The organism is Mesorhizobium sp. Primo-A (genome assembly GCF_003997175.1).
Classification (GTDB): domain Bacteria; phylum Pseudomonadota; class Alphaproteobacteria; order Rhizobiales; family Rhizobiaceae; genus Mesorhizobium; species Mesorhizobium ciceri.
This window is the reverse complement of record NZ_RZTG01000006.1, coordinates 111,175-124,325: the sequence shown is the minus strand read 5'-3', so window position 1 is coordinate 124,325 and position 13,151 is coordinate 111,175. Positions and strand designations below refer to the sequence as shown.

Annotated in this window: 12 protein-coding genes; 11 read left to right on the top strand and 1 reads right to left on the bottom strand. The window is 62.6% G+C overall.

Annotated features, from left to right (window positions below; genetic code table 11):
* Nucleotides 1-8 precede the first annotated feature (8 nt).
* Nucleotides 9-1,505: a CoA-acylating methylmalonate-semialdehyde dehydrogenase gene (locus EOC83_RS13025; RefSeq protein WP_013529086.1), complete on the top strand. Its 1,497-nt coding sequence runs from the start codon at nt 9-11 to the stop codon at nt 1,503-1,505.
* Nucleotides 1,506-1,722: 217 nt separating this feature from the next.
* Nucleotides 1,723-2,022, top strand: a complete 300-nt coding sequence (locus EOC83_RS13020) for a hypothetical protein (protein ID WP_024502890.1) — start codon at nt 1,723-1,725, stop codon at nt 2,020-2,022.
* Between the two features lie 52 nt (nt 2,023-2,074).
* Here EOC83_RS13020 and EOC83_RS13015 read toward each other — a convergent pair whose 3' ends face one another.
* The gene (locus tag EOC83_RS13015) at nt 2,075-2,767 is read right to left on the bottom strand and encodes a GntR family transcriptional regulator (protein ID WP_050596296.1); all 693 of its coding nucleotides are present in this window, start codon (nt 2,765-2,767) and stop codon (nt 2,075-2,077) included.
* Nucleotides 2,768-2,836: 69 nt separating this feature from the next.
* Here EOC83_RS13015 and EOC83_RS13010 point away from each other — a divergent pair, with 69 nt between their 5' ends.
* The 9 genes from EOC83_RS13010 (at nt 2,837) to EOC83_RS12970 (ending at nt 12,980) form a co-directional block, all read left to right on the top strand.
* Nucleotides 2,837-3,730, top strand: a complete 894-nt coding sequence (locus EOC83_RS13010; RefSeq protein ID WP_024502892.1) for a dihydrodipicolinate synthase family protein — start codon at nt 2,837-2,839, stop codon at nt 3,728-3,730.
* A 148-nt stretch (nt 3,731-3,878) separates the two neighbouring features.
* A complete protein-coding gene (locus tag EOC83_RS13005) occupies nt 3,879-5,111 on the top strand; it encodes an FAD-binding oxidoreductase (RefSeq protein ID WP_082826562.1) in 1,233 nt (410 codons plus the stop codon).
* A gap of 32 nt (nt 5,112-5,143) precedes the next feature.
* Nucleotides 5,144-6,145: a 4-hydroxyproline epimerase gene (locus EOC83_RS13000; protein WP_013529091.1), complete on the top strand. Its 1,002-nt coding sequence runs from the start codon at nt 5,144-5,146 to the stop codon at nt 6,143-6,145.
* Nucleotides 6,146-6,479: 334 nt separating this feature from the next.
* The gene (locus tag EOC83_RS12995; protein ID WP_013529092.1) at nt 6,480-7,382 is read left to right on the top strand and encodes a branched-chain amino acid ABC transporter permease; all 903 of its coding nucleotides are present in this window, start codon (nt 6,480-6,482) and stop codon (nt 7,380-7,382) included.
* Nucleotides 7,383-7,386: 4 nt separating this feature from the next.
* Nucleotides 7,387-8,982, top strand: a complete 1,596-nt coding sequence (gene livM / locus EOC83_RS12990) for a high-affinity branched-chain amino acid ABC transporter permease LivM (protein ID WP_013529093.1) — start codon at nt 7,387-7,389, stop codon at nt 8,980-8,982.
* Nucleotides 8,982-10,538: an ATP-binding cassette domain-containing protein gene (locus tag EOC83_RS12985; protein ID WP_013529094.1), complete on the top strand. Its 1,557-nt coding sequence runs from the start codon at nt 8,982-8,984 to the stop codon at nt 10,536-10,538. Before livM ends, EOC83_RS12985 begins: the two co-directional genes overlap by 1 nt.
* Nucleotides 10,538-11,266, top strand: coding sequence for an ABC transporter ATP-binding protein (locus EOC83_RS12980; RefSeq protein WP_013529095.1), 729 nt, complete (start codon nt 10,538-10,540; stop codon nt 11,264-11,266). The genes EOC83_RS12985 and EOC83_RS12980 overlap by 1 nt, the downstream gene beginning before the upstream one ends.
* Nucleotides 11,267-11,376: 110 nt before the next feature.
* A complete protein-coding gene (locus tag EOC83_RS12975) occupies nt 11,377-11,724 on the top strand; it encodes a DUF6867 family protein (protein ID WP_013529096.1) in 348 nt (115 codons plus the stop codon).
* A gap of 137 nt (nt 11,725-11,861) precedes the next feature.
* A complete protein-coding gene (locus EOC83_RS12970; RefSeq protein ID WP_013529097.1) occupies nt 11,862-12,980 on the top strand; it encodes a branched-chain amino acid ABC transporter substrate-binding protein in 1,119 nt (372 codons plus the stop codon).
* The last annotated feature ends 171 nt before the right edge of the window (nt 12,981-13,151 follow it).

Sequence of the window (13,151 nt, the reverse complement as noted above, 5' to 3'; positions counted from 1 at the left end):
GAGAAATCATGATCGACTATGGTCATTTCATCGGCGGCAAGCACGTCGCCGGGACCAGCGGCCGCAAGCAGGATGTCATGCAGCCGATGGACGGCTCCGTGCGCGGCACGGTGGCGCTGGCATCACAGGCGGAACTGCGCGCTGCGGTGGAGAACGCCAAGGCTGCGCAGCCGAAATGGGCCGCAACCAACCCGCAGCGTCGCGTGCGCGTGCTGATGAAGTTTCTCGAACTGGTCGCCCGCGACTATGACGAACTGGCCGACATCCTGGCGCGCGAGCACGGCAAGACGATCGCCGACGCCAAGGGCGACATCCAGCGCGGCCTCGAAGTGGTCGAAGTCTGCATCGGCGCGCCACACATGATGAAGGGTGAATTCACCGACGGCGCCGGCCCCGGCATCGACGTCTATTCGATGCGCCAGCCGCTCGGCGTCGTCGCCGGCATCACGCCGTTCAACTTCCCGGCAATGATCCCGCTGTGGAAGATCGCGCCGGCCATCGCCTGCGGCAACGCCTTCATCCTGAAGCCTTCGGAGCGCGATCCGGGCGTGCCGATGCGCATCGCCGAACTGTTCCTCGAAGCTGGCCTGCCGGCGGGCATCCTCAATGTCGTCAATGGCGACAAGGACGTGGTCGACGCCATCCTCGACGATCCCGACATCAAGGCCATCGGCTTTGTCGGCTCGACGCCGATCGCCCACTACATCTATTCGCGCGGCACGGCCGCCGGCAAGCGCGTGCAGTGCTTCGGCGGCGCCAAGAACCACATGATCATCATGCCCGATGCCGACATGGACCAGACGGTCGACGCGCTGATCGGCGCCGGCTACGGCTCGGCCGGCGAACGCTGCATGGCGATCTCGGTTGCCGTCCCGGTCGGCAACGACACCGCCAACCGGCTGATGGAAAAGCTGATCCCGCGCGTCGAAAGCCTGAAGGTCGGTCCTTCGACCGACTCTTCCGCCGATTTCGGCCCGCTGGTGACGCGCCAAGCCCTGGAGCGGGTCAAGGGCTATGTCGACACCGGCGTCAAGGAAGGCGCCAAGCTGGTCGTCGACGGCCGCGGCTTCTCCATGCAGGGCTATGAAGACGGCTACTATATGGGCGGCTGCCTGTTCGACAACGTCACCGCGGACATGCGCATCTACAAGGAAGAGATCTTTGGGCCGGTGCTGTCGGTTGTGCGCGCGCCGACCTATGAGAGCGCGATCAAGCTCGCCAACGACCACGAGATGGGCAATGGCGTCGCCATCTTCACTCGTGACGGCGATGCCGCGCGCGATTTCGCAAGCCGTGTCCAGGTCGGCATGGTCGGCATCAATGTGCCGATCCCGGTGCCGATCGCCTACTACACCTTCGGCGGTTGGAAGGCGTCTTCCTTCGGCGACCTCAACCAGCACGGCCCGGACGCGTTCCGTTTCTACACCAAGACCAAGACGGTGACCTCGCGCTGGCCGTCCGGGATCAAGGACGGTGCCGAATTCGTCATCCCGACGATGAACTGACCGGACAACAGATTGATTTTGAATTTGAGGCCCGGGCGCTCGCGCCCGGGCTTTTTTGCAGTCCGGCGACGACCCTATCTGCGTGAACGCTAATGTGATGGAACCAAGTGGGCATCTGCCGTCTTGGTTTGCAGTCCTGCCGCAAGGAGGTACGGCAGATCAAGCAACGGCGCTGGCGACAGCTTCGGGGACATCGTCTGGCGCAAGGAGGTGTCAGATGACCCGTCTTGTGGCAACGCTATTTTTCGCGGCGGTTTCCGCGTTTGCCGCCGTCCCGGCGATGGCGGAGCAATGCGCAGCCCGTGCGGATATGATCAAAGCGCTCGGGGAAAAATTCCACGAAAGCGAGGCTGCGCGCGGCCTGGTCAACCCGAGCGTCATTCTTGAGATATTCGTCTCCGACCAGGGCACCTGGACGATCCTTGCCACCGACACGCATGGTCAGAGCTGCGTCATCACGGCGGGCGAAGGCTGGGACGGTTCGTTGATGGCGGCGGCTGCCTTGCCAGGGACGTGATCCGAGCTTCGAGGAAGCACCGGCGACGAAAGCGCATCGGATTAAAAGACGCTCAGCGCGTCGCCGCCGTTTCGGCGTGGCCGCGCAGCAGCGCCATCAGGCGTTTGGCATCCTTGGCCGCGGCCTCCTCGTCGCCGGCAAGGATCGAGCGGATCAGCGCGACATGGTGCTCGGCGGATTCGGCAAGACCGGTCTCGGCCTTGTAGCGGAACCAGAAGCGGCGGCTGTGGGTCTGCAACGGGGCGGCCAAACGGGCGGCGAAGGGATTGTCGGCAGCCAGTGCCAACGCTTCGTCAAGTGCCTTGTCGGCCTGAATGAAGGCAAGCACGTTGCCCGAGATCACCGCTTTCTGCATGGCAAGCGCTGCTTCGTGAAACAGGTCGGCGGCCTCGCGGGTGACGAAGCGGGCGGCCGAGCGGGCCAGCACCACCTCGACGCCGCGACGCGCGTCGAGCACGCGCAGCCAGTCGCCGGGATGCAGCGGGGCGATGGCGATGCCTGCGCGCGGCCTGATGTCGAGCAGCCCTTCCCAGGCCAGCCGCTGGATCGCCTCGCGCACCGGTGTCCTGCCAAGCCCGAGCCTGTCGATCAGGGCGCCCTCGGTGACGAAGCTTGCCGGGGCCAGTTCGAGCGTGACGATCATGTGCTCGAGCACATGGTAGGCCCTGGTCGCGGCCGGCTCCGCCGAGGTGCTTGCTGCCGTGGATATCAAATGCGCTCTCCTGATATATCTTGAATATATCATAACGGATTCCGCATTGACAGCGGGTTTGTTAATAGATATACCAGTGATATATCAGATGGAGAGATGATCATGTGGACCGGAGTTTTTCCTGCCGTCACGACCAAATTCACCGCGGATGATCGCCTCGATCATGCCGAGATGGAGCGCTGCTTCAACCTGCAGATGGAAGCTGGCTGCGACGGCATCATCGTTTGCGGATCGCTCGGCGAGGGGCCGATGCTGTCGCCCGATGAGAAGATCGAGGTGCTGAAGACCGCACAAAAGGTCGCCGGCAAGAAGCCGGTGCTGCTGACGGTCAACGAGGCCGGCACACGCGAGGCCGCCAGCATCGCCAAGCGCGCGAGCCGGGAAGGCGCCAACGGCCTGATGGTCGTGCCGAGCCCGATCTACCACACCAATGCGGAAGAGACGGTCGCGGCGCTGCGCGCGGTCGCGCAGGCTGGCGACCTGCCGGTCATGATCTACTCCAACCGGCTTGCCTACCGCGTCGACGTCAGCGTCGACCAGATGGAGGAGCTGGCGTCGGACGAGCGCTTTGTCGCGATCAAGGAATCCTCCGACGACATCCGTCGTTCGACCGAGATCATCAATCGCCTGGGCACTCGCTACGACCTGTTCACCGGCGTCGACAATCTGGCCTTCGAGGCGCTGTCGGTCGGCGCCATCGGTTGGGTGGCCGGACTGGTCACCGCGTTCCCGCGCGAGACGGTCGCCATCTACCAGCTGATGAAGCAGGGTCGCCGCGAAGAGGCGCTCGGCATCTACCGCTGGTTCCGGCCGCTGCTCGATCTCGACGTCTCGACCTATCTGGTCCAAAACATCAAGCTTGCCGAAGTGTTCGCGATCAACACAAATGACCGCGTTCGCATGCCGCGACAGCCGCTGTCTGGCGATCGCCGCAAGTCCGTCGAGAAGATCGTCAAGGATGCGCTCGCGGTGCGGCCGACACTGCCGCAGTTCTGAGGCTTCTTCTTCCTGTTCGCAGGGAGAAGATGGTGGCAGCCAGATAAGGGGCAGCGCCCACGTGCAAGGAAATTCCAAGTCGACAGAAGCGGGGCGCAGCCCCTCATCCGCCCTTCGGGCGCCTTCTCCCCGTGAACGGGGAGAAGGGTTGGACATAGCCATCGTCGGTGGCGGCATCATCGGTATCTGTGCCGCTGCTTCTCTCGCTGAGGCGGGACGCAGGGTCACCGTCTTCGATCGCACAGGCATTTGCGAGGTGACGAGCTCGGGCAATGCCGCCGCCTTCGCCTTCTCCGACGTGCTGCCGCTGGCGCACAAGGGCATGATGCGGCAGCTGCCGAAATGGCTGGCCGATCCGCTCGGCCCGCTCAGCATCCCGCCCGCCTACCTGCCGACGCTTCTGCCCTGGCTGATCCGCTTCTGGCGCGCCGGTGCGCCGGGGAAATACGAGGCGAGCCTTGCCGCTCAAGCAGGCATGATGAAGCTTGCCGAGGCGGAGTGGATGGGCTTGCTCGATCGCTCCGGCACGCGGTCGATGCTGCGCGAGGATGGCTCGCTCGAGCTTTACGAAAGCGAAGCCGAATTTCAGGCCGGGCTGCCCGGCTGGGCGGCGCGTAAGCGTTTCGGCATCGGTTTCCGCCACGTCGAGGGCGAGGAACTGGCCGCCTTGCAGCCGGGCCTGTCGCCGCGCTTCATCAAAGGCACGTTCGTGCCGGGATGGAAGACGGTCGCCGACCCGAAACTGCTGGGCAAAGCGGTGTGGACCTATGCGCAGGCCAAGGGCGCTCGCTTTGAGCTGGTCCGGATCAGCCAAGTCGCGGCGGATCAGGATGGAGCGACGCTGACGTTGGCAGACGGCACGACCAGAGAGGCCCGGCACCTCGTCGTCGCCGCCGGCGCCTGGTCGCATCTGCTGGCTAAGCAACTCGGCGATCGCATTCCGCTGGAGACCGAGCGCGGCTACAACACCACCTTGCCCACGAGTGCCTTCGACGTGAAGCGGATGCTGATCTTCTCCGGCCATGGTTTCGTCGTCACGCCGCTCGAAACGGGTCTGCGCGTCGGCGGCGCCGTCGAACTCGGCGGCATCGAACGGCCGCCCAATTATGCCAGGTCGAAGGCGCTGCTGCAGAAGGCACAGAAATTCCTGCCGGGGCTCGATCCCTCGGGCGGGCGCGAATGGATGGGGTTCCGCCCCTCGCTGCCGGATTCAGTGCCCGTCATCGGCGGCGCGCCGGGAAAGCGGTCGGTGGTCTATGCCTTCGGCCATGGCCATCTCGGCCTGACCCAGGCGGCGGCCACCGGACGGTTGATCAGGGATCTTGTCCTGGGGCAGACTCCGCCGATCGATCTGGCCCCCTTCAGTCCGCAACGATTTTGATTTTTTCGGGTTTTTGATTTTCGAGGAGCGTCATGGCCAAGAAATCCTTCTTCTGCATAGACGGCCACACCTGCGGCAATCCTGTGCGGCTGGTCGCCGGCGGCGGCCCGCTGTTGCAGGGCGCGACGATGATGGAGCGGCGTGCGCATTTTCTGGCCGAATATGACTGGATCCGCACCGGGTTGATGTTCGAGCCGCGCGGCCACGACGTGATGTCCGGTTCGATTCTCTATCCGCCGACGCGCGAGGATTGCGACATCGCCATCCTGTTCATCGAAACCTCCGGCTGCCTGCCGATGTGCGGCCATGGCACGATCGGTACGGTGACGATGGCCATCGAGCACGGACTGATCAAACCAAAGACGCCGGGCGTGCTCAGGCTCGACACGCCGGCCGGGCTGGTCGTCGCCGAATACAAGCAGGTCGGCGACTATGTCGAGGAGGTGCGCATCACCAATGTGCCATCCTTCCTCCATGCCGAGGGGCTGACGGTCGAATGCCCTGGGCTCGGTGAAATCACCGTCGACGTCGCCTATGGCGGCAACTTCTACGCCATCGTCGAACCGCAGGAGAACTATCGCGACATGGCCGATCATTCGGCGGGCGACTTCATCGCCTGGAGCCCGGTGGTGCGGCAGCGGCTCAACGAGAAATATTCCTTCGTGCATCCGGAAAATCCTGGCATCAACCGGCTGTCGCACATGCTGTGGACCGGTGCGCCGACGGTGGATGGGGCGGATGCCCGCAATGCCGTGTTCTACGGCGACAAGGCGATCGACCGCTCGCCCTGCGGCACCGGCACCTCGGCGCGCATGGCGCAGCTTCATGCCAAGGGCAAACTCAAGGCCGGAGACAGCTTCGTGCATGAATCGATCATCGGTTCGCTGTTCAAGGGCAAGGTCGAAAAGGATGTCAGCGTGGCCGGCAAGCCGGCCATCATTCCCTCGATCGGCGGCTGGGCGCGCATGACCGGACTGAACACCATCTTCATCGACGACCGCGACCCGTTCGCGCACGGGTTTGTTGTCAAGTGATGGGAATCCTGACCTTGCGGAAAGCAACGACCTGAAAAATGGATCGTGCCAAAAACGCAAGGATTCCTTTCATCACCTAATTTTGACGGCGATTTCTTCGAAACGGGGCGCATGATGCGGTCGAATCGTCAAAGACATTGCGTTATGCCAATGGTAGGGTCCGCGATAGTCCAGGGGTCGGATGATGGAAAACGGGCAATCGGGCGGCGTGCTTCGAAAACACGCATGACGATTGAAAAATGACGTTGCAATCCGGGCTCGAAACTTTACGACTAGGGGAAATACGAAAAGGAATGCGTCTGCATGGGCGACATTCCAGGGGAGCCATGTACACATGCAGTACTTTGTCCAGCAGCTTATCAACGGGCTGACGCTGGGATCGATCTATGGGCTGATCGCGATCGGCTACACGATGGTCTACGGCATCATCGGTATGATCAATTTCGCCCATGGCGACATCTTCATGGTGGGTGCCTTCACGGCACTGATCGTCTTCCTCGCCCTTGGCGCGCTGTTCTATTCCGTGCCGGTTGTGCTGGCGCTGCTGATCATGATGATCGTGGCGATGCTGCTCACCAGCCTCTACAACTGGACGATCGAAAAGGTGGCCTACCGGCCGCTGCGCGGTTCGTTCCGACTGGCCCCGCTGATCACTGCCATCGGCATGTCGATCGCGCTGTCGAACTTCGTCCAGGTGACGCAGGGTCCCCGCAACAAGCCGATCCCGCCGATGGTCAGCCAGGTTTACAACATCAACGGCATCAGCGTGTCGCTGAAGCAGATCATCATCGTCGTCGTCACGGCGCTGCTGCTGGCGCTGTTCTGGTATCTGGTCAACAAGACCTCGCTTGGACGAGCGCAACGGGCCTGTGAGCAGGACCGCAAGATGGCGGCGCTGCTCGGCATCGATGTCGACCGTACCATCTCGATCACCTTCATCATGGGTGCGGCCCTTGCCGCGGTCGCCGGCACTTTGTTCCTGATGTATTACGGCGTCATTGCCTTCTCGGATGGTTTCACGCCGGGCGTGAAAGCCTTCACGGCGGCGGTGCTGGGCGGCATCGGTTCGCTGCCGGGCGCGGTGGTCGGCGGGTTGATGATCGGCTTCATCGAGAGCATGTGGTCGGCCTATTTCTCGATCGACTACAAGGATGTCGCGGCGTTCTCGATCCTGGCCATCGTGCTGATCTTCCTGCCTTCCGGCATATTGGGCCGGCCAGAAGTCGAAAAGGTCTGAGACTATGGCCGTCACCGTATCTCCGGAGCGCGACACCGTCGCCACCCCCATGCAGCGCGCATTGCGTGAGGCGCTCTATGCCGCTGCCATATCGTTTGGCCTGTTCGTGCTGTTCATCGGCCTGAAGACCGGCCAGAACATTTCCAATGAACTGGTCCTGACGACACGCTGGGGCCTGCTTGCCGCCGTGGTTATCGCCACGGCTGTCGGGCGCTTCCTCTATGTCGCCTATGGACAGCCCTTCCTGGCCAACCAGAAGATCACCGACGTCGCCACCGGCCTGCTGCCGGCCAGCGTGGCGTCACGCTTCTTCCAGTTGCCGGCCTTCATCGTGGCCTTGGTCGCGGCGGTGGTGTTGTTTGCGGTCAACAGCTCTCTCGTCGGATGGGTGGGAGCGGAGCCGGCGGGCTATCTGCAGTTCCTGCGCGCCTTGTCGGTCATCTATGTGCTGGCCTGCGTGATCTATTATTTCCGCGGCTTCATTCATGCCAACTTCACCAAACTCGGCATTGCCGCGCTGATCCTCTATCCGATCCTGGTGGTGGCGATCCTGTCGCTGATGTCCTGGTCGTTCGTCGGCGGACTGCAAGGCTCGCTGAAATGGGTCGACAATTTCGGCATCCAGATCCTGATCTATGTGATGCTGGCCTGGGGCCTGAACATCGTCGTTGGCCTCGCCGGCCTGCTCGACCTCGGTTATGTCGCCTTCTACGCGGTCGGCGCCTATGCCTATGCGCTGCTCGGCACGCAGTACGGCCTGTCGTTCTGGATCCTTTTGCCGGCCGCCGGCGCCATGGCCGCCTTCTGGGGCGTGCTGCTCGGTTTCCCGGTGCTGCGCCTGCGCGGCGATTACCTGGCGATCGTCACCTTGGCTTTCGGTGAGATCATCCGCCTGGTGCTGATCAACTGGCGGGAAGTCACCAACGGTTCAGCCGGTATTTCCGGCATCCCGAAGGTCACCTTCTTCGGCCTGATGACCTTCAACGTGTCGGACCCCAATTACGTCGCCAAGGTGCTGCATCTGGCGACATCGAGCGCCTACTACAAGATCTTCCTCTATTACCTGATCCTGGCGCTGGCGCTGCTGACAGCCTTCGTCACCATCCGGCTGCGGCGCATGCCGGTCGGCCGTGCCTGGGAAGCGTTGCGCGAGGACGAGATCGCCTGCCGCTCGCTCGGCATCAACACCACCACCACGAAGCTTACGGCCTTTGCCACGGGTGCGATGTTCGGCGGCTTCGCCGGCGCATTCTTCGCCGCACGGCAGGGCTTCGTCAGCCCGGAATCCTTCGTCTTCCTGGAATCGGCCATCATCCTGGCCATCGTGGTTCTCGGTGGCATGGGCTCGCTGGTCGGCATAGCGGTCGCCGCAATGGTGATGATCGGCGGCACCGAGGCGTTGCGCGAACTCGACTTCCTCAAGCAGGTCTTCGGACCGGACTTCACACCGGAACTCTACCGCATGCTGCTGTTCGGCATGGCCATGGTCATCGTCATGCTGTGGAAGCCGCGCGGCTTCGTCGGCAGTCGTGAACCAACCGCCTTCCTGAAGGAGCGAAAGGCCGTCTCAAGCTCCTTCACCAAGGAAGGACACGGCTGATGAATGCGAACCCTGTTCAGAAAGCCGCTTCGGGCATGAACGACGCTATCCTTCAGGTCGATCATCTGTCGATGAAGTTCGGTGGCCTGGTGGCCATCGGGGATCTGTCTTTCGCCGCCAAGCGCGGCGAGATCACCGCGCTGATCGGCCCCAACGGCGCCGGCAAGACCACGGTGTTCAATTGCATCACCGGCTTCTACAAGCCCTCGGAAGGCATGATCACGCTCAACCGGAACGATGGTTCGACCTTCCTGCTCGAGCGGCTGCCCAACCATGAAATCCCGGCGCGCGCCAAGGTGGCGCGCACCTTCCAGAACATCCGCCTGTTCTCCGGCATGACCCTGCTGGAGAACCTGCTGGTCGCCCAGCACAACAAACTGATGAAGGCATCGGGCTACACGGTGCTTGGCCTGTTCGGCTTCAGCGGCTATCGCAAGGCCTCGGCCGAATCGGTGGAGCTCGCCAAGCATTGGCTGGAAAAGGCCGATCTTGTCGACCGTGCCGACGACCCGGCCGGCGACCTGCCCTATGGCGCGCAGCGCCGTCTCGAGATCGCTCGCGCCATGTGCACGGGACCCGAGCTTCTGTGCCTCGACGAGCCGGCGGCCGGCCTCAATCCGAAGGAATCGGCGGCGCTCAACGAGCTGCTGATCGACATCAAGAACACATCCGGCGCCTCGATCCTGTTGATCGAGCACGACATGTCGGTGGTCATGCAGATCTCCGACCATGTCGTGGTGCTGGAGTATGGCCGCAAGATCTCCGACGGCAGTCCGCAGTCGGTGCGCACCGATCCGCGCGTCATCGCCGCCTATCTCGGCGTCGACGACGAGGAAGTCGAAGCGGTCCTTACCGAAGTCGGCGACGAAGATGTCATCGAACAGCTCGATACGGGGCCGGATGCCGCGCACGGTCCGGGAACATCGTCGTCCTATCTCGCCGGGCCGGTGACCGACACGGTCGGCCATAGTTCGGGCGAGCGGGTTACGGTGGCCAAGGGAGCGTCAAAGGCCGGTCAGGTCGACGCCAGGTCGCTCGCCGCGGCAAACAAGGCAGCCTCGCAGGCAGCCGTGCCGCCGGCGAAGGCAAAGCCTGCTCCGAAAGCGACGTCGAAGGCGGCAACCGGCACGGCGGCGAAGTCGACCGCATCCGCCAAGCCTGCGGCGAAGACTGGAGAGATCTCCAACCGGCTGGCTGCGCCTCGCGGCGGCAAGGCCGACAATTTGACCCGCATAAAGGGCATCGGTACGGTCAACGAGAAGAAGCTCAACGACCACGGCATCTTCCACTTCGACCAGATCGGCGCCTGGAAAAAGGCCGACGTCGAGGCCGCCGAAGCCTATCTTGCTTTTGACGGACGTATCGCGCGCGAGGAATGGGTCAAACAGGCTAGGCTGCTCGGCCAGGGCAGGGACACGGAATTTTCGCGCCGCGTGGATGCGGGCAAGGTGGCGACGAGCCATGCTTCCGCAAAGACTGCAAAGGCAGCCTCCGGAAAGACCGCGAGCAAGACCGCTGCCAAGCCCGTGGCGGGCAAGCGTGGAGGGGGCAAGTGATGGCCGCGACAACGCTGCTCGATATCAAGGGCGTGCAGACCTATTACGGCAACATCCGGGCGCTGAACGGCGTCGATGTCACCGTCAAGCAGGGTGAGATCGTGGCGCTGATCGGTGCCAATGGCGCCGGCAAGTCGACGCTGATGATGACTATTTTCGGTGCGCCGCGGGCTCGCGCCGGGACTATCACCTTTGCCGGCACCGACATAACCCAGATGCCGACGCACGAGATCGCGCGCATGCGCATTGCCCAATCGCCCGAGGGCCGGCGGATCTTTCCGCGCATGACGGTGATGGAAAACCTGCAGATGGGCGCCAGCCTCGACAACCTCAAGCACTATGACGAGGACGTCGAGAAGGTGTTCACGCTGTTCCCGCGTTTGAAGGAGCGCATCACCCAGCGCGGTGGCACGCTGTCGGGCGGTGAGCAGCAGATGCTGTCGATCGGACGCGCGCTGATGGCACGGCCGAAGCTGCTTTTGCTCGACGAGCCGTCGCTGGGTCTCGCGCCGCTGATCGTCAAACAGATCTTCGACGCCATCCGCGAACTGAACCGCACCCAGGGGCTGACCGTGTTCCTGGTCGAGCAGAACGCCTTCGGCGCGCTCAAGCTCGCCACGCGCGGCTACGTCATGGTCAACGGCAATGTGACGATGAGCGGCACCGGCAAGGAACTGCTCGCCAATCCGGAAGTGCGCGCCGCCTATCTCGAGGGCGGACACCACTGAGTTCGAAGCGGAATGCGTGCACCGCTATTCCGCTCCAGATTGTTTGTTTGTCGCATGATCTTTGTCCGGAAAGTCCGCAACTTTCGGGATCATGCTAAGGAGACTTCACCATGCAGGGCATTCTTTACGAGGAACCCTCGATCTGGCAGTTCTTCTTCGTCACCTGTCTGCTCGGCGGCTGGGCGGCGTGGATGACGGGCAAGGCCAGTGCCCAGACGTGGCGCAGCTTCATCCAGCTGTTCGCCTATGTGCTGGGCCTCGGCATCGCGATCCGCTTCATCCATCACGCGCTGTTCGGCGGCACCATGTTCTCGCTGCATTATTATGTCGTCGACACCATCGTGCTGATGATCCTCGGCTTCGTCGGCTATCAATACACGCGCACCAACCAGATGGTGACACAGTATAATTGGCTCTACGAAAGAGCTTCACTCTTGAGCTGGAAACCGAAAGGTTGACGTTCATCATTAACGCCGCCTCGAAATTGAATCGGCGTGACAAGTGCCTGAAAATCGGCAAACTATGCTTTCTGCGATAAGGGTGGGCATCGCATGAAAGCTTCATCCACGCCCACTCCGTTAATGGGAGCGTTTAAATGAAAAAGTCACTTTTGTCCGCCGTCGCCCTGACCGCGCTTGTCGCGTTCGGCGGCAGCGCGTGGGCTGACGTAATGATGGGCGTCGCGGGCCCGATCACCGGTCCGAACGCCGCCTTCGGCGCGCAGCTGCAGAAGGGGGCGGAAGCTGCTGTCGCCGACATCAATGCCAAGGGCGGCATCAACGGCGAGCAGATCAAGCTCGAAGTCGGCGACGACGTCTCCGATCCGAAGCAGGGTATCTCGGTCGCCAACAAGTTCGTCGGCGACGGCGTCAAGTTCGTGGTCGGCCACTTCAACTCCGGCGTCTCTATCCCGGCATCTGAAGTCTATGCGGAAAACGGCATCGTCGAAGTGACGCCGGCCGCGACCAACCCGCAATTCACCGAGCGCGGTCTGTGGAACGTGTTCCGCACCTGCGGACGCGACGATCAGCAGGGCAGCATTGCCGGCGCGTATCTCGCCGCCAACTTCAAGGACGCCAAGATCGCTGTCGTTCACGACAAGACCACCTACGGTCAGGGCCTTGCCGACGAAACCAAGAAGGCGATGAACGCCAAGGGCGTGACGGAAGTCATGTATGAAGGCATCAATGTCGGCGACAAGGACTTCTCGGCGCTGATCGCCAAGATGAAGGAAGCCGGCGTTTCCATCATCTATTGGGGCGGCCTGCACACCGAAGCCGGCCTGATCATCCGTCAGGCGGCCGACCAGGGCCTCAAGGCAACGCTGGTTTCCGGCGATGGCATCGTGTCGAACGAACTGGCTTCGATCGCTGGCGACGCAGTTGCGGGCACGCTCAACACGTTCGGCCCGGATCCGCGCCTGATCCCCGCCAACAAGGAACTCGTCGAGAAGTTCCGCGCGCAGGGTTTCGAGCCGGAAGCCTACACGCTCTACTCCTACGCCGCCGTGCAGGCGATCGCGGAAGCAGCGACCGCTGCCAAGTCGAACGACCCGCAGGCAGTTGCCAAGGCGCTGCATGAAAACGGCCCCTTCAAGACCGTTCTCGGCGACCTGTCCTATGACGCCAAGGGCGATCCGACGCTGCCCGGCTACGTCATGTACGAATGGAAGAAGGGCGACGACGGCAAGTACACCTACGTCCAGAAGATGTAAGCTCGTCAGTCTCCAGACCATTTACCGATGCCCGGCGCCTCGCGCCGGGCATTTTCTTTTGCCGTCGTCATGTTCAGGGGCGGCCGATGGAGCCGATGCTTAGCCGGGCAATGATCGTGCATTAACCGGAAAGCCGGCTCTTTTTTAGCTGTTCGGAGGAATGGGAAGGGT

Excerpts from the sequence above, each read along its gene's own strand:
- EOC83_RS13025 (WP_013529086.1), top strand. The coding sequence starts at position 9 with ATGATCGACTATGGTCATTTCATCGGCGGCAAGCACGTCGCCGGGACC.
- EOC83_RS13020 (WP_024502890.1), top strand. The coding sequence starts at position 1,723 with ATGACCCGTCTTGTGGCAACGCTATTTTTCGCGGCGGTTTCCGCGTTT.
- EOC83_RS13015 (WP_050596296.1), bottom strand. The coding sequence starts at position 2,767 with ATGATATATTCAAGATATATCAGGAGAGCGCATTTGATATCCACGGCA.
- EOC83_RS13010 (WP_024502892.1), top strand. The coding sequence starts at position 2,837 with ATGTGGACCGGAGTTTTTCCTGCCGTCACGACCAAATTCACCGCGGAT.
- EOC83_RS13000 (WP_013529091.1), top strand. The coding sequence starts at position 5,144 with ATGGCCAAGAAATCCTTCTTCTGCATAGACGGCCACACCTGCGGCAAT.
- EOC83_RS12995 (WP_013529092.1), top strand. The coding sequence starts at position 6,480 with ATGCAGTACTTTGTCCAGCAGCTTATCAACGGGCTGACGCTGGGATCG.
- livM (WP_013529093.1), top strand. The coding sequence starts at position 7,387 with ATGGCCGTCACCGTATCTCCGGAGCGCGACACCGTCGCCACCCCCATG.
- EOC83_RS12985 (WP_013529094.1), top strand. The coding sequence starts at position 8,982 with ATGAATGCGAACCCTGTTCAGAAAGCCGCTTCGGGCATGAACGACGCT.
- EOC83_RS12980 (WP_013529095.1), top strand. The coding sequence starts at position 10,538 with ATGGCCGCGACAACGCTGCTCGATATCAAGGGCGTGCAGACCTATTAC.
- EOC83_RS12975 (WP_013529096.1), top strand. The coding sequence starts at position 11,377 with ATGCAGGGCATTCTTTACGAGGAACCCTCGATCTGGCAGTTCTTCTTC.
- EOC83_RS12970 (WP_013529097.1), top strand. The coding sequence starts at position 11,862 with ATGAAAAAGTCACTTTTGTCCGCCGTCGCCCTGACCGCGCTTGTCGCG.